Annotated in this window: 21 protein-coding genes; 11 read left to right on the top strand and 10 right to left on the bottom strand. The window is 70.0% G+C overall.

Annotated elements, in window-relative coordinates; translation table 11 throughout:
* Positions 1-187: 187 nt before the first annotated feature.
* Positions 188-1861, top strand: coding sequence for an MFS transporter (locus tag ACE3TL_RS11650; RefSeq protein WP_374578857.1), 1674 nt, complete (start codon positions 188-190; stop codon positions 1859-1861).
* Here ACE3TL_RS11650 and ACE3TL_RS11655 read toward each other — a convergent pair.
* The 3 genes from ACE3TL_RS11655 to ACE3TL_RS11665 form a co-directional block, all read right to left on the bottom strand.
* Positions 1809-2849, bottom strand: a complete 1041-nt coding sequence (locus ACE3TL_RS11655; RefSeq protein WP_374578858.1) for a phosphotransferase — start codon at positions 2847-2849, stop codon at positions 1809-1811. The genes ACE3TL_RS11650 and ACE3TL_RS11655 overlap by 53 nt on opposite strands.
* A gap of 69 nt (positions 2850-2918) precedes the next feature.
* Positions 2919-3617, bottom strand: a complete 699-nt coding sequence (gene modB, locus ACE3TL_RS11660; RefSeq protein ID WP_374578859.1) for a molybdate ABC transporter permease subunit — start codon at positions 3615-3617, stop codon at positions 2919-2921.
* Positions 3614-4492: a bifunctional precorrin-2 dehydrogenase/sirohydrochlorin ferrochelatase gene (locus tag ACE3TL_RS11665; protein WP_374578860.1), complete on the bottom strand. Its 879-nt coding sequence runs from the start codon at positions 4490-4492 to the stop codon at positions 3614-3616. The genes modB and ACE3TL_RS11665 overlap by 4 nt, the downstream gene beginning before the upstream one ends.
* A gap of 148 nt (positions 4493-4640) precedes the next feature.
* Here ACE3TL_RS11665 and ACE3TL_RS11670 point away from each other — a divergent pair, with 148 nt between their 5' ends.
* A complete protein-coding gene (locus tag ACE3TL_RS11670) occupies positions 4641-5108 on the top strand; it encodes a (2Fe-2S)-binding protein (RefSeq protein ID WP_374578861.1) in 468 nt (155 codons plus the stop codon).
* A gap of 14 nt (positions 5109-5122) precedes the next feature.
* Positions 5123-7309 (top strand): molybdopterin cofactor-binding domain-containing protein, encoded by a 2187-nt coding sequence (locus ACE3TL_RS11675; protein WP_374578862.1) that lies wholly within the window; start codon positions 5123-5125, stop codon positions 7307-7309.
* Here the strand turns inward: ACE3TL_RS11675 and ACE3TL_RS11680 are convergent.
* From ACE3TL_RS11680 to ACE3TL_RS11690, 3 genes are read right to left on the bottom strand one after another with little or no spacing between them, the layout of a single operon-like run.
* On the bottom strand, positions 7306-7599 hold the full coding sequence (locus ACE3TL_RS11680) for a type II toxin-antitoxin system RelE/ParE family toxin (protein WP_374578863.1): 294 nt from the start codon (positions 7597-7599) through the stop codon (positions 7306-7308). The two genes, ACE3TL_RS11675 and ACE3TL_RS11680, sit on opposite strands and share 4 nt — an antisense overlap.
* A gap of 15 nt (positions 7600-7614) precedes the next feature.
* On the bottom strand, positions 7615-7887 hold the full coding sequence (locus tag ACE3TL_RS11685) for a type II toxin-antitoxin system ParD family antitoxin (RefSeq protein ID WP_374578864.1): 273 nt from the start codon (positions 7885-7887) through the stop codon (positions 7615-7617).
* Between the two features lie 30 nt (positions 7888-7917).
* Positions 7918-8538: an NTP transferase domain-containing protein gene (locus ACE3TL_RS11690; protein WP_374578865.1), complete on the bottom strand. Its 621-nt coding sequence runs from the start codon at positions 8536-8538 to the stop codon at positions 7918-7920.
* 29 nt (positions 8539-8567) lie between these two features.
* On the opposite strand from ACE3TL_RS11690, the gene moaA reads away from it, so the two are divergent.
* The 6 genes from moaA to glp are packed head-to-tail and all read left to right on the top strand — an operon-like array spanning position 8568 to position 12503.
* Positions 8568-9596: a GTP 3',8-cyclase MoaA gene (moaA, locus tag ACE3TL_RS11695; RefSeq protein WP_374578866.1), complete on the top strand. Its 1029-nt coding sequence runs from the start codon at positions 8568-8570 to the stop codon at positions 9594-9596.
* 4 nt (positions 9597-9600) lie between these two features.
* Positions 9601-9840, top strand: a complete 240-nt coding sequence (locus ACE3TL_RS11700) for a MoaD/ThiS family protein (protein ID WP_374578867.1) — start codon at positions 9601-9603, stop codon at positions 9838-9840.
* A complete protein-coding gene (locus ACE3TL_RS11705) occupies positions 9837-10289 on the top strand; it encodes a molybdenum cofactor biosynthesis protein MoaE (RefSeq protein ID WP_374578868.1) in 453 nt (150 codons plus the stop codon). The genes ACE3TL_RS11700 and ACE3TL_RS11705 overlap by 4 nt, the downstream gene beginning before the upstream one ends.
* Positions 10286-10834, top strand: a complete 549-nt coding sequence (moaB, locus tag ACE3TL_RS11710) for a molybdenum cofactor biosynthesis protein B (protein WP_374578869.1) — start codon at positions 10286-10288, stop codon at positions 10832-10834. Before ACE3TL_RS11705 ends, moaB begins: the two co-directional genes overlap by 4 nt.
* 2 nt (positions 10835-10836) lie before the next feature.
* Positions 10837-11307, top strand: coding sequence for a cyclic pyranopterin monophosphate synthase MoaC (moaC, locus tag ACE3TL_RS11715; protein WP_374578870.1), 471 nt, complete (start codon positions 10837-10839; stop codon positions 11305-11307).
* Positions 11308-11312: 5 nt separating this feature from the next.
* A complete protein-coding gene (gene glp / locus ACE3TL_RS11720) occupies positions 11313-12503 on the top strand; it encodes a gephyrin-like molybdotransferase Glp (RefSeq protein WP_374578877.1) in 1191 nt (396 codons plus the stop codon).
* A gap of 107 nt (positions 12504-12610) precedes the next feature.
* Here the strand turns inward: glp and ACE3TL_RS11725 are convergent, their stop codons facing one another.
* The 3 genes from ACE3TL_RS11725 to ACE3TL_RS11735 all read right to left on the bottom strand — a co-directional run bounded on the left by ACE3TL_RS11725 (position 12611) and on the right by ACE3TL_RS11735 (position 15493).
* Positions 12611-13780 (bottom strand): alanine--glyoxylate aminotransferase family protein, encoded by a 1170-nt coding sequence (locus tag ACE3TL_RS11725; protein ID WP_374578871.1) that lies wholly within the window; start codon positions 13778-13780, stop codon positions 12611-12613.
* Between the two features lie 65 nt (positions 13781-13845).
* Positions 13846-14619, bottom strand: a complete 774-nt coding sequence (locus tag ACE3TL_RS11730) for a tyrosine-protein phosphatase (RefSeq protein ID WP_374578872.1) — start codon at positions 14617-14619, stop codon at positions 13846-13848.
* A gap of 64 nt (positions 14620-14683) precedes the next feature.
* Positions 14684-15493 carry a WecB/TagA/CpsF family glycosyltransferase gene (locus ACE3TL_RS11735; protein WP_374578873.1) on the bottom strand — a complete coding sequence of 270 codons (810 nt, stop codon included), beginning with the start codon at positions 15491-15493 and terminating at the stop codon, positions 14684-14686.
* Positions 15494-15776: 283 nt separating this feature from the next.
* On the opposite strand from ACE3TL_RS11735, the gene ACE3TL_RS11740 reads away from it, so the two are divergent.
* Positions 15777-17810 (top strand): TonB-dependent receptor domain-containing protein, encoded by a 2034-nt coding sequence (locus ACE3TL_RS11740; protein WP_374578874.1) that lies wholly within the window; start codon positions 15777-15779, stop codon positions 17808-17810.
* Between the two features lie 149 nt (positions 17811-17959).
* On the opposite strand, the gene ACE3TL_RS11745 is transcribed toward ACE3TL_RS11740, so the two are convergent.
* Positions 17960-19408 (bottom strand): AMP nucleosidase, encoded by a 1449-nt coding sequence (locus tag ACE3TL_RS11745; protein ID WP_374578875.1) that lies wholly within the window; start codon positions 19406-19408, stop codon positions 17960-17962.
* 180 nt (positions 19409-19588) lie between these two features.
* Between ACE3TL_RS11745 and ACE3TL_RS11750 the strand changes: the two genes are divergently transcribed.
* A partial coding sequence (locus ACE3TL_RS11750; protein ID WP_374578876.1) for a dicarboxylate/amino acid:cation symporter occupies positions 19589-20683 on the top strand: 1095 nt, incomplete at its 3' end.

Raw genomic sequence — 20683 nt, forward strand, 5'->3', positions numbered from 1 at the left:
GCTCCATCTGGTGTTCATAGGTCCCGGACAAGCGCTGCGCGCTTTCCGGGATGACATGCGAGTGGGCTGCCGCCGCTTATCCGCGCCATATGCGATTGCCCTGCCCCAGCGGGGGAGGAATTATGGCCCTCTTCCCACAACGCCGTTCGCCGCGTTAGACCTTCTTCCGACTTGGGGGGAGACGAGAATGGCGGAAGTCGCCGTAGAGACGCCGGCTGGCAAGAAACCTGCGTCCTTGCGCACCGTGGTGACGGCTTCGGCAGCCGGAACCGCGTTCGAGTGGTACGACTTCTTCGTCTTCGGCAGCCTGACCCAGGTCATCTCCAAGACCTTCTTCTCCGGCCTGCCCGAGACGGCCGGCTACATCGCCGCCCTGGCGCTGTTCGGCGCCGGCTTCCTGTTCCGCCCGCTGGGCGCGCTGGTGTTCGGGCGGATCGGCGACCGGGCCGGACGCAAGGGCGCCTTCCTGGTGACCGTGGTGCTGATGGGCGGGGCGACCTTCGCCATCGGCCTGCTGCCGACCTACGCCCAGGTCGGGCTGCTGGCCCCGGCGCTTCTGGTGCTGATGCGGATCATCCAGGGGTTCGCCCTGGGCGGAGAATATGGCGGGGCGGCGATCTATGTAGCCGAGCATGCGCCAGCCGATCGCCGCGGCTGGGCGACCGGCTGGGTGCAGACCTCCGCGGCGTTCGGCCTGCTGGGCGCGCTGATGGTGATCCTGGCCAGCCGGCTGGTCGTCGGGGCGGCGTTCGGGCCGGAAGCCTTCGACGCCTGGGGCTGGCGCATCCCGTTCCTGGTCTCGGCCGGACTGCTGGCGATCTCGATCTGGATGCGGCTGAAGCTATCGGAAAGCCCGGCCTTCGCCAAGATGAAGGCCGAGGGCACCGCCTCGAAGGCGCCCTACGCCGAGGCCTTCGGCCAGTGGAAGAACCTGAAGATCGTACTGGTGGCCCTGGCGGCGATCATGTCGGCCCAGGGGGCGGTCTGGTACACGGCCTTCTTCTACGTCCAGACCCTCATCGAGCGGTTCCTGAAGGTCGCGCCCGAGACCATCAATCTCCTGATGCTGTCGGCCACCGCGGTCAGCGCCATCGGCTACGTCGTCTTCGGCTGGCTGTCGGACAAGATCGGCCGCAAGCCGGTGATGCTGTTGGGCATGACCCTGATGCTGGTCGCCTACTTCCCCGGCTTCCACATGCTGGCCAAGACGCTGAACCCGGCCCTGGCCGAGGCCGAGGCGCGCGTGCCGGTGGTGGTGGTCGCCGACCCCGCCGACTGCTCGCTGCAGTTCGACCCGGTCGGCAAGGCGGCCTTCGTCTCGTCCTGCGACATCGCCAAGAGCGCGCTGGCCAGCGCCGGGGTGTCCTATTCCAACGAGGTCGGCGCCGCCGGCGCGCCGGCCCAGGTGCGGGTCGGTTCGGCCGTCGTCGCAGCCGAAGGCGCCAAGGGCCTGACCGCCGATGCGGCCAAGGCGGTGAAGGCCAAGGTCGACGGGGAGATCAAGGCCGCCCTGGCCGCCGCCGGCTATCCGGCCGCGGCCGACCCGGCGCGCATGAACCTGGCCGGCGCGTTCGGCGTGCTGATGATCTTCGTGATCGCCGCCACCGCGCTCTACGGCCCGATCGCCGCCTGCCTGGTGGAGCTGTTCCCGACCCGCATCCGCTACACCGCCATGTCCCTGCCCTATCACATCGGCACCGGCTGGATCGGCGGCTTCGTGCCCTTCACCGCCTTCGCCATCGTGGCGGCGACGGGGAACATCTACGCCGGCCTCTGGTATCCCGTCGCCTTCACGGCGCTGTCGGTGGTCACCTGCCTGTTGCTGCTGCCCGAGACGAAGGGGCGGCCGTTGGATCTGTAAGCTCCGCCAGCGCCGCCTCGAAACGCGGCGCGCGCAGACCCTCCAGCGCAGCGGTCAGGCGGGCGCGGACATAGGCGAAGCGGCCATCGTCGGTGTCGAGCACCGGCTCGCCCAGCGCGAGCGCCTCATGCAGCTCGCCCAGGGCGGGGCCGTCCAGGGTCTCGGCCGGCGGGCGCGGCGCGACGGCGTTGGCCATGACCAGACCATAGAACAGGTGGTTCACCTGGCGCATCAGATAGAGCCGCGCGCGGTGGGTCTCCTCGACCCGGCCGAAATAGGTCGCCAGCAGCAGTTCTTCCCGCGACGGCGTATCGGCGAAGAGATTGGCCAGGCACGACAGGTCGACGAAGCGGTCGGCGAGGAAGGCAGACTCCCAGTCCACGAACCACAGCCGCCGGCCGTCATAGAGGATGTTGCGCGGATTGAGGTCGTTGTGGCTGGCGACCAGGTCGTCCGGCGCAGTTCGATAGGCCGAGCGAAGCCGGCGATAGAGGGCCAGCAGCTTAGCCATCGCCGCGGGCGCGACCAGGCCCCGCGCCTGGAAGGTTTCCGCCAGGGCGTCCATGCCGTCGAGATAGTCGACCAGCGGCGGGAAAGGCGGACCTTCGTGCAGGGCGCGCACGGTCTGCACCGCCTCGACGATCAGGTCCTCCCGCGGGCCGGCGTAGTCGAGGGCGAGCGGACGTTCCTCGACATATTCCATGATCGCCAGACCTTGGTCGGCGTCGGCGTAACGCAGGCGCGGCGCGATCAGGCCGGCGGCGGCGATCCGCATGCAGGCATAGGCGCGGGCCGGGTCCCGGAAACCGTCGCGCTCGGCTTCGAGCCTCAGGATGTAGGGCGCGCCGCCCACGCGGATACGAAGCACATGGGCCCCCGAGAGCCCCCCGGACAGCCGGACCACGGAATCTGACGCCTCGACGCCGAAGGTCGTGCGCAGGGCGCGCGTCAGCGCCGCTTGCGCCGATACGGGAATGACAGGCGGCATCGCGGCGCTCCTTCTGACGGGTCGCCCCTTTTATCCGGGTAAATTATCGAGTCAATATTACCCGGGTAATTACCCCTTCTCGCCGCGGGCGGCGCGGGCGGCCCAGCGGCCGGCGGCGTCGGAGGCCAGCACCGCGACGACGGCGATGGCGGCGGCCACCGCGCAGAGGGCGACGGCGCGCGCCTCCGCGCCCGGCGACTGGGTCGCCGCATAGATCGCCGAGGGCAAGGTCAGGGTCTCGCCCGGGATGGCGGCGACGAAGGTGATGGTGGCGCCGAACTCGCCCACCGCCTTGGCGAAACCGAGGATCGCGCCGGCCGCCACGCCAGGGGCGGCCAGCGGCAGGGTGATGCGGAAGAAGCGGGTCAGCGGCCCGGCGCCCAGGGTGCGGGCGACCTCGTCCACCTCGCGGTCGGTCGCCTCGATGGCCAGGCGGATCGGCCGCACCATCAGCGGAAAGGCCATGACCCCGGCGGCCAGGGCCGCGCCGGTCCAGTCGAAGGCGAAGACGATCCCGACCGTCTCCAGCCACGCCCCCACCAGCCCCCGACGCCCGAGCAGCAGGAGCAGGAAGAAGCCCGTCGCCACCGGCGGCAGCACCAGCGGCAGGGTGACCAGGGCGTCGAGCACCACCCGCGCGGCGAAGCGGCCCCGCGCCTGGGCCACCGCCACCGCCACGGCGATGGGCAGGCCGACGACGATCGCCGCCAGGGCCACCCTCAGCGACAGCAGCACCGCCTGCAGGTCGTCGGGGGTCAACGCGCTCACGGGGCGGCGACCGGCAGGACGTCCACCGCGACGCCGGCCTTGGCCAGCGCCTGCTGCTCGGCGCCGTCCGGCGCGCCGAGGGTCATGCGGACCACGGACAGCCCGCCCAGGGCCGCCTGCGCTGCCGCCTCGGGCGCGATGCGTTCGGCGTCGCGGCGCGCCAGATCCAGCAGGTCCGCCGCCACGCCGGGATCGGGCGCAAGCACGTCGGCCGCGGCCAGGGCGCGCACGGCGCGCAGGGTGAGGAGATCGACCGGACCGCCGGCCGGCAGGAAGGCCACTTGCCCCGCCGCCGCGCCGCCGTCGGCCAGCGCCTGGCGCAGCAAGGCGACGGCGGCCTCCATCTCGCCGGCCTGGGCGGCCGCGGCGGCCGGCCCGCTCAAGGCTCGGCGCAAGAAGGCGCGGCGGCGCGGCAGGTCGGGCAAGGCGGCGCGCACCTCGTCCTGCATCCGCCGGAACAGGGCCGCGACCCGCCCGGCCCCTTCCGGCACGCGCTGTTCGATATCGTGGCGTAGCAGGGTGGCCAGCATGGGCGAGGCGCCGCCGGTGCCGATGGCGGCCACCACCTCGCCGCGGTCGATCACCGCCGGGGTGGTGAAGTCGCAAAGCTGCGGCCGGTCCACGACATTGACCGGCACGTGCGCCGCGCGCGCGGCGGCGGCGGCGGCGGTCGCGAAGGCCTCGTCCGCGCTGGCGACGAAGGCCAGGATCGCGCCCGCATAGGCGGCCGGATCGCCCGCCGCCGGGCCGGTCAGCCGCACCACCTGCGCCGGAGAACCATCCAGCAGCCGCAGCTTGGCCTGCACCGCCTCGCCCTCACCGGCCACGACCACCTTGCGGCCGCTCAAGGGGAAAAAGGCGGGAAATGCGTCCAAGGGGTTTCCAGGCTTGGGGTCGAGGGTCTCGCAAGGCGACGCGAGCCCCTAGCCTAACCATGGTTCGGCGCGCCACGCAGCCACTTTACCAGCCTGCCTGAACACCGTTAGGATGAGCGAACGCTCACATGATGCGGGAGGGACCCTCATGGCCACGACCCTGGACGTCAACGGCAAGCCCCTGGCCGTGAAGGCGGCTCCCGACACGCCCTTGCTGTGGGTGCTGCGCGACGAGCTCAAGCTGACCGGGACGAAGTTCGGCTGCGGCATGGCCCAGTGCGGCGCCTGCACGGTGCTGATGGACGGCCAGCCGATCCGCGCTTGCGTGACACCGGTCGAGGCGGTCGGCGCGGCCAAGATCACCACCATCGAAGGCCTGGGCGGGACGCATCCGGTGCAGGTCGCCTGGATCAAGCACGACGTCGCCCAGTGCGGCTACTGCCAGTCGGGCCAGATCATGTCGGCGGTGGCGCTGCTGGCCGCCACCCCCAAGCCCAGCGACGCCGACATCGACGGGGCCATGGACGGCAACATCTGCCGCTGTGGGACCTATCAGCGCGTGCGCGCGGCGATCAAGGACGCGGCCGGCATGGCGCCCGCCGCCGCCAAGGCCTGAACGGAGGACCGCCCATGAACGCCCCTGTGAAGCCTTCGGACATTTCCAGCGCGACGCGGCGCGACGTGGTGATCGGCGCGGCCGTGGTCGGCGGCGCCCTGGTGGTCGGCGCCTGTTCGCCGACCGACCTGCTCTCCATCGGCGCCAAGACCGACTTCGGCGCCTTCGGCCCGTTCATCAAGATCGGGGAGGACGGGGCGGTCACCGTCATCTCCAAGCACGTCGAGCTCGGCCAGGGCAACCATGCGGGCCTGGCGGCCATCGTCGCCGAGGAGTTGGACGCCGACTGGTCGAAGGTGAAGGTCGAACAGGCCCCGGCGATCGCCAAGGTCTACGCCAATCTCGGCATGGGCGCCCAGGGCACCGGCGGCTCGACGGCCATCTCCAATAGCTGGGAGCAACTGCGCAAGGCGGGCGCAGCGGCCCGCGCGATGTTCGTCGAGGCCGCAGCCGAGCGCTGGAGCGTCCCGGCCGGCGAGATCGCGGTGAAGGACAGCGTGGTCAGCCACGCCTCGGGCAAGTCGGCGACCTTCGCCGACCTGCTGGCCGACGCGGCCAAGGCGACGCCGCCCGAGACGCCGACCCTGAAGGACCCCAAGACCTTCACCCTGATCGGCACGGACCGCGTGCGGCGCAAGGATTCGGCCGCCAAGTCGACCGGGACGGCGCTCTACACCCAGGACGTCCACCTGCCGGACATGCTGACCGCCATGGTGCTGCACGCCCCGCGGTTCGGGGCCAAGCTCGCCTCGTTCGACGCCGCCGAGGCCCGCAAGGTTCCGGGCGTGGTCGACGTGTTCGAAATCCCCAGCGGCGTGGCGGTGGTCGCCCAGGACACCTGGTCGGCCAAGCTCGGCCGCGAGGCGGTCAAGGCGAGCTGGAACGAGGATAAGGCCGAGACGCGCTCCTCCGACGCGATCCTGGCCAGCTACAAGGACCTGGCCTCGGGCAAGGCGCAGCCGCAGGGCAAGGCCAAGTGGCAAGCCTTCGAGACCCGGGGGGACATCGGGGAGGCCAAGGGCGAGGCCCTGGAGGTCGCCTACGACTTCCCCTACCTGGCGCACGCAGCCATGGAGCCGATGAACTGCGTGGCCGAGATCGGCGGCGGCAAGGCCAAGCTGACCTTCGGATCGCAGATCCCGACCATCGACCAGCTCAACACCGCCAAGATCGTCGGCATGCTGCCGGGCGCGGTGGAGATCGAGACCCTGTTCGCCGGCGGCTCGTTCGGGCGGCGGGCCAACTTCCAGTCCGACTATGCGGCCGAGTGCGTGCACATCGCCAAGAAGGTCGGCGGCGGCCGGCCGGTGAAGCTGGTCTGGACGCGCGAGGACGACATGGCCGCCGGCTATTTCCGGCCGCTGACCCATCATGCTGTGAAGGTGACGTTGGACGCCGAGGGCTATCCGGCCAGTTGGCGCCATCGGGTCGTCACCCAGAGCCTGATGAAGGGCTCGCCCATGGGCCAGCCGAAGCTGGACGAGACCGCGGTCGAGGGCGCGTTGGGCTCGCCCTATCTGAAGGCGACGCCCATCGTCGATGCGCAGATGGTGTTGCCCGACTCCCCGGTGCCGGTGCTGTGGTGGCGCTCGGTGGGCGCGACCCACACCGCCTTCGTGATGGAGCACACCATCGAGCAACTGGCCCGCAAGGCCGGCAAGGACCCGGTGGACTACCGTCGCGCGCTCTACGCCAAGGCCGGCGCCAAGCGGCACCTGGCGGTGCTGGACCTTGCCGCGCAAAAGGCCGGATGGGGAACCCCGGCGCCGGCCGGCTGGACCCGCGGCGTGGCGGTGCACGAGAGCTTCGGCTCGGTGGTGGCCCAGATCGCCGAGGTGAAGCTGGAAGACGGGGTCTCCAAGGTCGGCCGGGTGGTGACGGCGGTCGATTGCGGCGTGGCGATCTCGCCCGACCAGATCGCCGCCCAGATGGAGGGCGGAACCTGCTATGGGCTGTCGGCGGCGCTGTTCGGCCAGGTGACCCTGAAGGATGGGATGGTCGAACAGACCAACTTCGACACCTACCGCGTGCTGCGCAATTCCGAAGCGCCGACCGTCGAGACCTACATCGTACCCTCGGCCAACCCGCCCAGCGGCATCGGCGAACCGGGCACGCCGGTCGTCGGCCCGGCGGTGGCCAACGCCCTGCTGGCGATCACCGGCCAGCCAAGCTTCAGCCAGCCGCTGATGAAGAGCGCCTAGGAGGTATGGACTCTTAGGAGGTCGTCGATGTCGCGCGCGCCGTGGAGGATACGGATGACGAAGATTCCCGCCTCCATCGCCCGATAGAAGATGACGTAGGAGCCAACGGCACGGCTGCGCAGGGCTGGACGGAGGTCGTCCCGCGGCCGGCCGGTGTTCGGAAACGCGGCCAGGCGGACTTCCGCGTCAAGCAACGCATGGATCATCCGATCGGCCGCCGCCGGATTGTCGGCCGCAATGCGGACCCAGATCTCCGTGAGGTCTTCGTCAGCCTCTCGGCTGCGCGTCACTTGACCCGCCAAAGATCAGCCCTGACCCGCCAGCCGACGCCGGCCGTCGGCGATGATCTCCTCGGCGGTTCGATGACGCGGCGCCGGCCCGCTGTCGATCCCGGCCTGGATCGCGGCGCGCAGGTCGGCGAGCTTGGCGGCGCGTTCCTCCCGCCGGCGGTTCCAATCGCGCACGGCTTCGCGGATGGCCTCGCTCGTGGAGGCGTAGTCGCCGGACTCGACGGCCACGCGTACGGCGTCCATCAATTCGGGCGTCAGGGCGATGGAAACCTTCTCGACCTTCGACATGGCGGGCCTCCTCATGGGTAGGAAATATTACTACCGGTAACGCCCGGCGTCGAGGTCGCCTGGCGTGTCGACATCGAACAGCACGCCGTCATCGGGCGCCTCCACGAGGGCCAGGCGCGGCCCGAGCTCCTTGAGGATCGCCCGTGCGCCGGCGTCGCCGCGAAGGCTCTCAAGCTGCGGCAGCAGGCCCGCGCCGATCAGGGCCGGATGGCCGCGCCGCCCCTCGAACACCGGCGCGGCGGCTGGTGCGCCGGCCCGCACAGCCTCGGCCAGGGGCGCCAACACCGCCGGGGATATGCGCGGCATATCGCCGAGGAAGACGAACGCCCCCGCGCAATCGGCCTGCAGGTCCAGGGCCGCGCGGCGCAGCGAGGCGCCCATGCCTTCCGCGTGGTCCTCGGCGTGAACCACATGCAGCCGGCCGGCCTGCCCCGACCGCACGGCGAAGGCGCGCGCGGCGGCCTCCACCGCCTTCGCCTGCGCGCCCGTGACCAGGCTCACCCGCGAGACCGGGGCGGCGAAGGCTGCGGCCAATGCGCCGTCCAGCAGCACGCCATCGCCCCACCGCGCCAGCAGCTTGCCGCCGCCGAAGCGGCTGCCCGACCCCGCCGCCAGGACGATGGCCTCGAATGCGTCCGCCCCTGTCGCCAATCGCCGTTCCTCTCTATGTTAGCCGTGACATGACGCCCTATGACGCCACATCGCCGCAAGAGGTTCGCCCGCTGATCGACGGGTTCGGCCGGACTGTGAGCTATCTGCGCGTCTCGGTCACCGACCGTTGCGACCTGCGCTGCGTCTACTGCATGGCCGAGCACATGACCTTCCTGCCCAAGGCCGAGGTGCTGACGCTGGAGGAGCTGGACCGCATCGCCTCGGCCTTCGTGGGGCTGGGCGTGCGCAAGCTGCGGCTGACCGGGGGCGAGCCGCTGGTCCGCAAGGGCATGATGGACCTGATCAAGCGCCTGTCGCGGCACTTGCGGTCCGGCGCGCTGGACGAGCTGACCCTGACCACCAACGGCACGCGGCTGGCGCAGTTCGCCGGCGAGCTGGCCCGGCATGGGGTGCGGCGGGTCAATGTCTCCATGGACACCCTCGACCCGGCCCGGTTCCGCCGCCTGACCCGCGGGGGCGACCTCGCCAAGGTGATCGGGGGGATCGAGGCGGCCCAGGCCGCGGGCCTGGCGGTCAAGATCAACGCAGTGGCCCTGAAGGACGACAACGCCGCCGAACTGCCCGAGCTGATCGCCTGGGCGCACCGGCGCAGCTGCGACATGACCCTGATCGAGGCCATGCCGCTGGGCGAGATCGAGGTCGACCGCACCGACCAGTTCCTGTCGCTGAAGGATGTGCGCGCGCAGCTCGAAAGCTTCTGGACCCTGACCGACATCGCCCACCGCACCGGCGGCCCGGCCCGCTATGTGCGGGTCGAGGAGACGGGCGGGCGGCTGGGGTTCATCACCCCGCTCAGCCATAATTTCTGCGAGAGCTGCAACCGTGTACGGCTGACCTGCACCGGCACGTTGCACACCTGCCTGGGGCGCGACGACGCCAGCGACCTGCGCGCGGTGATCCGCGCCGGGGCGAGCGATGCGGACCTGGCCCACGCCATCCGCCTGGCCGTGGACGCCAAACCCCAGGGGCACGATTTCCGCATCGAGCGCGCCGCCGCCCCGGCGGTGGCCCGCCACATGTCGACCACCGGGGGCTAGAGCCATGGCGCGCGTGCTGCTTTTCGGCCGGCTGGCCGACGTCGCCGGCTGGCGCGAACGGCAGGTGGAGGCCCCCTCCATCTCCGCCCTGCGCGCGCTGCTGTCGGGCGAGGACGACGCCCTGGCCCAGGCGCTGGGCGGACCCGGCGTGCAGGTCGCCGTGGACCAGGCGATCCTGCGCGGCGACGCGGCCCTGTCGGCCCGCTCCGAGGTCGCGTTCCTGCCGCCGATGAGCGGCGGATGATCGCGCTCACCGACCAGCCCTTCGAACCCGGCGACCTGCTGAGCGCCTTTGCGAAAGGCCGCAGCGAGACCGGCGCCATCGCCACCTTCACGGGCCTGGCCCGCGCCGAGCAGGGCGCGACGCGCATCCTGGAGCTGGAGGCCTATCCCGGCTTCACAGAGGCGGCCATCGGCCAGATCGCGACCGAAGCGGCGGCGCGCTTCGCCCTGGACGATTTCCACATCGTCCACCGCATCGGCAAGATCGCGCCGGGCGAGGCCATCGTCTTCGTCGCCACCGCCGCATCGCACCGCCGCGCCGCCTTCGAGGCCTGCGACTACCTGATGGACTACTTGAAGAGCCGAGCCCCCTTCTGGAAGAAGGAGACCGGCCCGGACGGCTCGCGCTGGATCGAGCCGCGCGACCAGGACCACGCCGACATCGCCCGATGGGAGACGACCAAGCCATGAACGCCCTCACCCCCGGCGGCCGCATCGACGAGAGCCAGGCGATCAAGCCGGTGCGTATCGCGGTGCTGACCATCTCCGACACCCGCGACGAGGAGAGCGACACCTCCGGCCTGGTCCTGGCCGAGCGGATCGAGGCGGCGGGGCACGAGCTGGCCGACCGCAGCATCGTCAAGGACGACATCGCGCAGATCCGCGAGCAGATCAAAGCCTGGGTCGCTTCGCGATCCGTCGACGTGATCGTCACCACCGGCGGCACCGGCATCACCGGCCGCGACGTGACGCCCGAGGCGGTCGAGCCATTGTTCGACAAGAAACTCGACGGCTTTTCGGTGATCTTCCACCTGGTCAGCTTCCAGTCGGTGGGGCTCTCGACTCTGCAGAGCCGGGCTGTCGCCGGCATTGTCGATGGCGTGTTCGTCTTCTGCCTGCCCGGCTCGAACGGGGCGGTGAAGGACGGCTGGGACAAGGTGATCTCCGCCCAGCTCGACAGCCGCCATGGCCCCTGCAACATGGTCGAACTCATGCCCCGGCTGCTTGAAAAATAGCCGTGAGCAAGCTGACCCACATCGACGAGACCGGCCGCGCGCACATGGTCGACGTGTCCGACAAGGCCGCCACCACGCGCGAGGCGACCGCCGAGGGCTTCGTGCGGATGGACGGCGCCACGCTGGCCCTGGCGCTGTCGGGCGATGCGAAGAAGGGCGACGTGCGGGCGACCGCGGAGATCGCCGGCATCATGGCCGCCAAGAAGACCAGCGAACTGATCCCGCTCTGCCACCCCCTGGCCCTCAGCAAGGTCGAGGTGCGGGTGACGCCGGGCGAGGGCGGGCTTTGCGTCACCGCGCGGGCCAAGACCACTGGCCAGACCGGGGTGGAGATGGAGGCCCTGACCGCCGTCTCGGTCGCCTGCCTGACCGTCTACGACATGCTGAAGGCCGCCGACAAAGGCATGACCATCGAAACCGTCCGCCTGCTGACCAAGAGCGGCGGCAAGTCCGGCGACTGGGTGCGACCGTGAGCGACCTGAGACTGCTCGGCGTCGACGACGCCCGCGCGCGGATGCTGGCGGAAATCTCGGCCCTGCCCGCCGAACGCGTCGCCCTGCGCGCCTCCGTCGGCCGGGTGCTGGCCGAGGATGTGACGGCCGCGCGCGACCAGCCGCCCTTCGACGCCTCGGCCATGGACGGCTGGGCCCTGCGCAGCGCCGATGCGCCCGGAACCCTGGCCATCGTCGGCGAGAGCGCCGCCGGGCACGGCTACGAAGGCGAGGTCGGCCCCGGCCAGGCGGTGCGCATCTTCACCGGCGCGGCGATCCCCGCCGGCGCCGACACCATCGTCATCCAGGAGGATGCGCAGCGCGAGGGCGATCGCGTCACCGTCCCGGCTTCCCCAGCCGGCGACAGCGTGCGGCCGCGCGGCGGCGACTTCCGGGCCGGCGCAAGCCTGCTGAGCGCCGGAACCCGCATCGATCCGTGGCGGTTGTCCCTGGCGGCGTCGGCCGGCCGCGCCGAGATCGCGGTCCATGCCCTGCCCCGGGTGGCGATCGTCTCGACCGGCGAGGAGATCATCGAGGCGCCGGCCGCGCCGGGCCCCTACCAGATCTACGATTCCGGCGCGCCGGCCCTGGCCGCCATGGTCGAGGGCTGGGGCGGCCAGGCCGCCAAGCTGAAACCCGTCCGCGACGAACTGGAGGCGGTGATCGAGGCCCTGCGCGGCGCCGAGGCCGACCTGATCGTCACGGTCGGCGGCGCCTCGGTCGGCGACCACGACCTGGTGCGCGCGGCGGGCGAGGCGCTGGGCCTGTCGCTGAAGGTCGCGAGTGTGAAGGTGCGGCCGGGCAAGCCGACCTTCTTCGGAGTGCTGGCCGACGGGCGGCGGATGCTGGGCCTGCCGGGCAATCCGGCCTCGGCCTTCGTCTGCGCCGAGCTGTTCCTGCGCCCCATCGTCATGAAGATGCAGGGCGGGGGCGAAAACCTGCCGATGACCAGCGCGAAACTGGCCGAGCCGATGAAGGCGAACGGCCCGCGCGAACACTGGATGCGCGCGCGGCTGTCGGTCGAGGCGGGCGAACTCCTGGTGCGCCCCTATCGCGACCAGGACTCCTCGCTGGTCACGGTCTTCGCCGCCGCCGACGCCCTGCTGCGCCGGCCGGCGGACGCCCCGGCCTTGAGCGCCGGGGACGTGGTCGAGGTGCTGCCGCTGGCTCGGGCTTGAGCGCGTTAGGGCGAAGTGTAAGCGGTTCGCCCGCCCGAACGCGCTCTACGGGCTTGATTTAGAGCCCTTTTCAACGGGTTTGGTGTTCCACCAAACCCTAAAGGGCTCTAGGCGAGTTTCGCCTCGGCGGCGGCCAGAGCGGCTGCGCCGTCGGCCTTGTAGCCCTGGGCGGCCAGGGCTTCGGAAAGCGCGTTGAGGCACAGGCGGACGTGCCAGGGGGTGGCCGAGGCGCCCATCAGGCCGATGCGCCAGACCTTGCCCTTCAGCGGGCCGAGGCCGGCGCCGAGCTCCAGGTCCCACTTGTCGAGGACATAGGCGCGCACCGCCGCCTCATCGACGCCGTCCGGCACGATCACCGCGTTGAGCTGCGGCAGCCGGTCCTTGGTCTCGACCAGGAATTTCAGGCCCATGGCCTCGACGCCCGCGGCCAGAGCCTCGTGCGTGCGGGCGTGGCGCACCAGCACCGCCTGCTGACCTTCCTCAAAGAGAGCCACCAGGCTCTCGTGCAGGCCGTAGAGCGCGTTGATCGGCGCGGTGTGGTGATAGGTGCGGCCGCCATCGCCGCCCCAGTAGCTCATCAGCAGGTTGAAGTCGCAAAGCCAGTTGCGGACCTTGGTCTTGCGGGCCTTGATCGCCTCCTGCGCACGCGGCGACAGGGCGATGGGCGAGAGGCCCGGAGGGGCCGACAGGCACTTCTGGGTGCCGGAATAGACCGCGTCGGCGTCCCAGGCCGCCACGTCGACCGTGATCCCGCCCAGCGAGGTCACACAGTCGACCACCGAGAGGGCGCCGTACTTGCGGGCCAGGCCGCAGAGCGTGGCCGCGTCGCTGCGCGCGCCGGTCGAGGTTTCGGCGTGGACGAAGGCCAGCACCTTGGTCGGCGCGGCTTTCAGCGCCTCCTCGACAGCCGCCGGGTCAACCGGCTTGCCCCATTCGAACTCGAGCTTCACGACCTCGGCCCCGGCCCGGTCGGCCATGTCGGCCATACGGCCGCCGAAGGCGCCGTTGATGGCGATGACGGCCCGGTCGCCCGGCTCCAGCAGGTTCATGATCGCCGCTTCCATGCCGGCCGTGCCGGGCGCGGGCAGCGGGACGCAGGCGTGGTCGGGCGCGTTGAACAGCCGGGCGAGGGCGGCCTTGATCTCCTCCATCAGGTCCTGGAACTGCGGGTCCAGGTGGCCGATGGTCGGACGGGCGAGCGCGGCCAGGACGCGCGGAGTCACGTCGGAGGGGCCCGGCCCCATCAGGATGCGCCGCGGCGGCTGGAAGCTCTGCATGTTCGTCATTCCCGTCTGATACGTATTCTGGTCAGGGCGACGCTTAGGGGATCGAGCCGGGGATGTCAGCCCAGGATGCGCCGCTCGATCCGCGCCCGCAGGCCGGCGTCGACGCCGAGGACATCGGCGAGATAGGCGTCGATGGAGCCGTGCTGGCCTTCCATCACCTCGAACGCCTTGGCGAGGAAGGCCGCATCGACGCTGACCGCCTGGCGCAGGGCTGTCTCATCCAACACCTGGCCGGTGAGGTCTGCGATCCAGGGACCGAGGAAGCCGATCTTCCTGGCCATGCGGCTCTCGTCGTTGGTGGCCAGATAGTCGGCCATGGTGTCGTCGCGATGGACGCCGGCGATGTGATGGGTGAGCGCGCAGAGCATGCCGGTGCGGTCCTTGCCCGCCGCGCAATGGACCACCAGGGCGCCGTCCGCCGCCGCCAGGGTCTGGAAATACCGGCGGAAGAGGTCGACGTGGCGCGGCTCGTGCGGCGCGCGCTCGTAATAGCCGAGGCTGTCGCGATAGAACCAGGCCGCGTCGATCGCCTCGCCCGAGGTCAGGGCCTCGGCCCAGTCGGCGTAGTTGCCGTCGATGTCGTTCTCGATCACCTGGCCGGAGAACCCGTCCCAGCGACGCGACGGTTCGCGCTCGCGTTCGCGACGGCGGCGCAAATCGACGATCACCGCCACGCCCAGGTCGCGCAGCTTGGCCAGGTCCTCGTCGGTGGCGTAGGCATGGTTGGCCGAGCGGAACAGCCGCCCCGCCGCCAGCTTGTGGCCCGAGGCGGTCGCATAGCCGCCGAAGTCGCGGAAGTTCTCGATGCCGTCGAAATTGATATCGGTCATAGCGCCGGTTTAACGGTCCCGCGTGGCGATGGCGAGGCCCGTCCGCCAGCCGATCCACACGCATCTACGCCAGATGGCGGGTGTCGACCTCCGGGCGGTCGCCATCGCTGCGTCGTCCCCTGGACGAGCGGAACAGGCGTCCCTCGCCGATCGCCCTGCGAATGTCGGCCAGGGCGGGCCCGATCAGCCACCAAGGCTCGATGCAATAGCGATAGTAGAGCCGCTTGGGATCGCCGACGAGCCGGAACAGCCATTCGACCCCGATCCGCCCCATCCAGCGCGGCGCCGGATATTGCACCTCCGCCTCGTAGTCGAAAGCGGCGCCGACCGACAGCACCACGCAGGGCGGCAGACGCGGCTGGTTGGCGTGTATCCAGATTTCCTGACGCGGCATGCCCATGCCGACGAAGAGGATCTGCGGCCGCGCCTGCGCGATCTGGGCCAGCACCGCTTCGTTCTCGGGTCCGCCCGGCGTCATGTCGAAGAAGCCGTCGCGAACCTGGATGTCGACGCCGGGATAGCGGCGGGCGAGGCGCCGCCCGGCCTCGGCGGCGACGCCCGGCGCGCCGCCGAGATAGAACACCCGCCAGTTGTTCCGGGCCGCCACGCTCCAGAAGTGGTCGCGCCAGTCGAGATAGGTGCAGCGGTGGAACCGGCGGCTATGCAGGCCCAGCGCACGCGTGAAGAAGATCAAGGGCGTGGAATCGATCTCGATCAGATCGGCCTGGGTGAAGAAGGCCGCGAAATCCGGGTTCTTTTTGGTGAGATAGATGCTGTGGGCGTTGTGGTTGGCGACCCGCGCCGGCCGACCGGCCGCCACCGCCTGGGCGATGTAGAGCATCACCTCTTCAGGCCGCACCAGATCGACCTTCACGCCCAGCGCGGAGATGCGTTCACCAACCCGCCGCGCCCGCCGAAACGGCGTGCGGCGCCTGCGGCGGCGTTCTGTGGCTGGAGCGCGCTCGTTCAAAGCCGAATTCACCCTTCCCGGCTCGGGGGCTTCAAGCTTGGCCCTTGCCGGTTAAGATTCCTTGTCCATCCGACCCGCCGGCGCATGGCCCGCCGGCTCCCGACGACGAGGGCTACTTCGAAGCGCCTTGATATATGATATATTATAACATATCAGACATGCCTTCCATCAGTCGGGGTGTCATCGCATGCAACTCAGAACCATCCTTCTCGCCGCCGCCGGCCTCTCGGCGCTCGCGGGCGCGGCCGCCGCCGATCAGTCGGGCCCGGGTTTCGAGGTCGGTGAAGTGATCGTCGCCGGCGACCCGCTGGGGCGCAGCGGCAAGGACGTGGCCTCCAACGTCGCCGTGGTGCGCGGCGACGAGCTGGACCATCGCCGCCAATCGACCCTGGGCGACACCCTGACCGGCCTGCCCGGCGTCAATGCCGACACCTTCGGCGGCGGGGCCAGCCGCCCGGTGATCCGCGGCCAGACCGCGCCGCGGGTGAAGGTGCTGACCGACGGGGCGGCGCTGCTGGACGCTTCGGAGGTCTCGCCCGACCACGCCGTCTCCGGCGAACCGCTGCTGCTGGAAGGCGTGGAGATTCTGCGCGGCCCCAGCGCCCTACTCTATGGCGGCGGCGCCATCGGCGGGGCGGTCAATCTGATCGACAGGAAGATTCCCACCCGCCTGCCCGACGACGGGTTCGAGGGCGAAGCCGAGGTGCGGCTGGGCTCGGCCGACAACGAACGCGCGGGCGTGATCGGCGCGACCGGCGGGGCGGGAAATCTCGCCATCCGGCTCGAACTGGCCGGGCGCAAGGCCGACGACTACGAGGTTCCCGACTGGAGCGAAAAGACGCTGGACGGTTCGTTCAGCCAGGGCCGGACCGCCACCCTCGGCCTCTCCTGGGTCGGATCGCGCGGCTATCTGGGCGCGGCCTATACCGAACAGCGCAGCAAGTACGGCCTGCCCGGCCACAATCACGAATACGAGGGCTGCCACCCGCACGGCTCGACCCTGCACTGCGGCGGGCACAGTCACGACGACCATGACGATCATGAGCACGACCACGATCATGAGCACGAGGACGCGCCGATCGTCGACCTGGCCAGCAAGCGCTTCGACCTGCGCGGAGAGATCGAGGCGCCCTTCGCCGGCGTCGAACGCATCCGCCTGCGCGGCGGCTATACCGACTACGCCCACGACGAGATCGACGAGGGGACGGTGGCCACCACCTTCACCAACAAGGGCTATGATGCGCGCATCGAGGCCCAGCACGCGCCGATCGGCGCCCTGCGCGGCGTGTTCGGGGTGCAGACTTCGCGCAGCGACTTCGCGGCCGTGGGCGCAGAATCCTTCATCCCCAAGAGCCGCACCGCCAACACCGCGATCTTCCTGCTGGAGGAATACGTCGCCGGCGACTGGCGTTTCGAGGGCGCCCTGCGCCAGGAATGGCAGGATATGCGCGCCTTCGGCCGGCCGGACGCCGATCACCAGCCGTTCTCGGCCTCGGCCGCCGCAAGCTGGAGCTTTGCGCCCGGCTATCAGGTCTCGCTCGCCATCGCGCGGTCCCAGAGGGCGCCGAGCGCACAGGAACTCTACGCCCGCGGCGTGCACCTGGCGACCAACACCTATGAGATCGGCGATGCGGCCCTGGACGTCGAGACCGCCAAGTCGGTCGAGCTGACGCTGAAGAAGACCGACGGCGCCACGACCTTCACGGCCAGCGCCTATCGCTACGCCTATGACGGCTACATCTACGCCGACACCCTCGACCAGTTCGAGGACTTCCGCCTGATCCGCTACAGCCAGGCCGACGCGACCTTCACCGGGCTGGAGGGCGAACTGCGCCACCAGTTCGCGCCGGGCCTGTCGGCCACGGTGTTCGGCGACTATGTGCGCGCCAAGTTCGACAATGGCGGCGACCTGCCGCGCATCCCCGCCGGACGCCTCGGCCTACGCGGCGACTTCGCCCGCGGCGACTGGTCGGGCGGCGCCGAATATGTGCGGGTCTTCGAGCAGGAGAAGATCGCGGCCTTCGAAACCCGCACGCCGGGCTACGACATGGTCAACGCGACCCTGGCCTACGACCTGGCCCTGGGCGGGTTCGACAGCCAGGTCTTCGTGCGCGGAACCAACCTGCTGGACGAAAAGGCGCTGAACCACGCCTCGTTCATCACCAATGTCGCGCCCCTGCGCGGCCGCAACTTCACGCTCGGCCTGCGGACGCGGTTCTAAGGCGGACGGTCACCCTCCTGGTTGGTCATGGCCGGGCCGTCAGGTCCCGGCCATCCATAGACGTCGAGCCCGACCGCTACGCGCCGGCGCATATGGATCCCCGGCACGCGTGCGCGGCCGGGGATGACGACCAGAGTTGAGGACGGCCCCTACCGGAACGGGGGCTCGTCGAAGCTGCGCAGCTTGCGCGAATGCAGCTTGGGGCCTTCGTCGCGCAGCAGGTCCATGGTGGCGATGCCGATCTGCAAATGCTGGCCGATGGCGCGCTCGTAGAAGGCGTTGGCCTGGCCGGGCAGCTTGATCTCCCCGTGCAACGGCTTGTCGGACACGCAGAGCAGCGTCCCGTAGGGCACGCGGAAGCGATAGCCCTGGGCGGCGATGGTGGCGCTCTCCATGTCGATGGCCACCGCGCGCGACTGGTTGAACCGCAGCGACGACGATGAGAACCGCAGTTCCCAGTTCCGGTCGTCGGTGGTGACCACCGTGCCGGTGCGCAGGCGGCGCTTGAGCATCTCGCCGCTTTCGCCGGTGACGGTCTCGGCCGCGCGGTTCATCGCCACCTGGATTTCCGCGATCGGCGGGATCGGGATTTCCGGCGGCAGCACATCGTCCAGCACGTGGTCGTCACGCAGATAGGCGTGGGCCAGGACGTAGTCGCCGATGGTCTGGGAGCCGCGCAGCCCCCCGCAGTGGCCGATCATCAGCCAGGCCTGCGGCCGCAGCACCGCCAGGTGGTCGGTGATGGTCTTGGCGTTGGACGGCCCGACCCCGATATTGACCAGGGTGATCCCGCGCCGGCCCGGCGCCATCAGGTGATAGGCCGGCATCTGGTGACGCCGCCAGGGGCCGTCGGCCACCGCCTGCTCGCCGTTCTCGGTGTCGGCGGTGACCAGCACCCGGCCGGCCGCCGACAGCGCCTCGTAGCGCCCTTCGCGGATCTGCTCGCAGCCCCAGCGCACGAACTCGTCGACATAGCGGTGGTAGTTGGTGAACAGGATGTACTGCTGCACATGCTCGGCCGGCGTGCCGGTGTAGTGGGCCAGCCGCGCCAGCGAGAAGTCGATGCGCAGCCCGTCGAACAGGGCCAGCGGCCGGGTTTCCTCCAGGCTCGGAATCCACAGGCCGTCGGCGATCTCGTCGCCGATATAGGCCAGCTCCGTGGTCGGGAAATGGCGGGCGATCTCGGCCGAGCCGACATCGGCCATGGCCAGGTCCACCGCCCCGTCCAGCACGTAGGGGAACGGCATCTCCTGGGTCGAGCGGCCCACCTCGACGCTGATGTCGAAGTCCTTCATCAAAAGGTCGATCTGCTCGGTCAGATAGTCGCGATAGAGGTCGGGCCGGGTGACGGTGACGCTGTAGTTCCCCGGCTGGGAGATGCGCGCATAGGCCCGCGACAGCCGCGGATAGGCCCGGCCGGGCGGCCAGGAAAGCCGCAGTTCCGGATAGGTGAAGATCCCCTTGGCCCGCTCGGCGGGCGTCGGCGGCGGTCCGCCGGAAAGGAAGGTCTGGAGCGAGGTCCTCAAGGACCGAACAGTCGTCTGGTATTCCTGATTGAGCCGCTCGACGATGGCGGCAGCTTTTTCTTCTTTGGACATGGGTCAGTTTAGCCTGCTCCGGCGCAGGTTGCGAGGCGCCTCTGCCTTGAAACCGTATCCCTATGGACGAACCGCCCTTTTCTCGGCCACAAGGTCGGCGGAGATCCATAGCCTGCGAGTGTGACGGCCGTCCGACGGCGGCGCCCTCGCCTATCGACCACGGCCCCGGGGGACCAGCGCATGAACCGACTTTTCACCGCCTTCATCGTCGGGGCGATGGTGCTGGGCGTGCTGGTCGGATGGGGCGTGAATCAGGGCCTGAGCCCCGAGCAGGCCAAGACCGTCGCCGAGAACCTGACCATCATCACCGACGTCTTCCTGCGGCTGATCAAGATGATCATCGCCCCGCTGGTGTTCTCGACCCTGGTCGCCGGCATCGCCCACATGGAGGACGCCGCCTCCATTGGCCGGGTCGGGGTGAAGACCATGCTGTGGTTCATCTCGGCCTCGATCGTCTCGCTGATGATCGGCCTGTTCATGGTGCACCTGATCCAGCCGGGCGTGGGCATGAACCTGGTCGCCGAGACGGCCGGGGCGAGCGGAACGGTCGACGCCTCGACCCTGACCCTCAAGGAATTCATCACCCACCTGGTGCCGAAATCCATCGTCGAGGCCATGGCCAACAACGAGATCCTGCAGATCGTGGTGTTCTCGATCTTCGTCGGCACCGCGGTCTCGGCCATCGACGACAAGGCGCCGGCGGTGACCGCCCTGGTCGACCAGGTCGCCGCCATCATGCTGAAGGTCACCGGCTATGTGATGAAGACCGCGCCGCTGGCGATCTTCGCGGCCCTGGCGGCCACCATCTCCACCCAGGGCCTGGCCGTTCTGGCCGACTACGCCAAGTTCGTCATCGGCTTCTACGCCTCTCTGGGCCTGCTCTGGGGCCTGCTCAGCCTCGCCGTCGTGCTGATCGTCGGCAAGCGCGCCCTGCAGCTCCTGGCGGCGATCCGCTCGCCCGCCCTGCTCGCCTTCGCCACCGCCTCGTCGGAAGCGGCCTATCCGCGGACCCTGGAGGAACTGCAGAAGTTCGGCCTGTCGCGCCGGATCGCCAGCTTCGTCCTGCCGCTCGGCTATTCGTTCAACCTCGACGGCTCGATGATGTACTGCACCTTCGCGGTGCTGTTCATCGCCCAGGCCTACGGCATCGACATGACCATCGGCCAGCAAATCACCATGCTGCTGCTGCTGATGGTCACCTCCAAGGGCATGGCCGGGGTGCCGCGGGCCTCGCTGGTGGTGATCGCCGCCACCCTGACCTATTTCAACCTGCCC

The sequence above is a fragment of the Phenylobacterium sp. genome (assembly GCF_041920015.1).
GTDB lineage: Bacteria > Pseudomonadota > Alphaproteobacteria > Caulobacterales > Caulobacteraceae > Phenylobacterium.

Bases quoted from the DNA above. Each gene is read 5' to 3' on its own strand.
- ACE3TL_RS11655 (WP_374578858.1), bottom strand. From the start codon at position 2,849: ATGCCGCCTGTCATTCCCGTATCGGCGCAAGCGGCGCTGACGCGCGCC.
- ACE3TL_RS11745 (WP_374578875.1), bottom strand. From the start codon at position 19,408: ATGTCCAAAGAAGAAAAAGCTGCCGCCATCGTCGAGCGGCTCAATCAG.
- ACE3TL_RS11740 (WP_374578874.1), top strand. From the start codon at position 15,777: ATGCAACTCAGAACCATCCTTCTCGCCGCCGCCGGCCTCTCGGCGCTC.
- ACE3TL_RS11675 (WP_374578862.1), top strand. From the start codon at position 5,123: ATGAACGCCCCTGTGAAGCCTTCGGACATTTCCAGCGCGACGCGGCGC.
- ACE3TL_RS11685 (WP_374578864.1), bottom strand. From the start codon at position 7,887: ATGTCGAAGGTCGAGAAGGTTTCCATCGCCCTGACGCCCGAATTGATG.
- moaA (WP_374578866.1), top strand. From the start codon at position 8,568: ATGACGCCCTATGACGCCACATCGCCGCAAGAGGTTCGCCCGCTGATC.
- ACE3TL_RS11670 (WP_374578861.1), top strand. From the start codon at position 4,641: ATGGCCACGACCCTGGACGTCAACGGCAAGCCCCTGGCCGTGAAGGCG.
- ACE3TL_RS11725 (WP_374578871.1), bottom strand. From the start codon at position 13,780: ATGCAGAGCTTCCAGCCGCCGCGGCGCATCCTGATGGGGCCGGGCCCC.
- ACE3TL_RS11705 (WP_374578868.1), top strand. From the start codon at position 9,837: ATGATCGCGCTCACCGACCAGCCCTTCGAACCCGGCGACCTGCTGAGC.
- ACE3TL_RS11650 (WP_374578857.1), top strand. From the start codon at position 188: ATGGCGGAAGTCGCCGTAGAGACGCCGGCTGGCAAGAAACCTGCGTCC.
- moaB (WP_374578869.1), top strand. From the start codon at position 10,286: ATGAACGCCCTCACCCCCGGCGGCCGCATCGACGAGAGCCAGGCGATC.
- ACE3TL_RS11730 (WP_374578872.1), bottom strand. From the start codon at position 14,619: ATGACCGATATCAATTTCGACGGCATCGAGAACTTCCGCGACTTCGGC.
- ACE3TL_RS11700 (WP_374578867.1), top strand. From the start codon at position 9,601: ATGGCGCGCGTGCTGCTTTTCGGCCGGCTGGCCGACGTCGCCGGCTGG.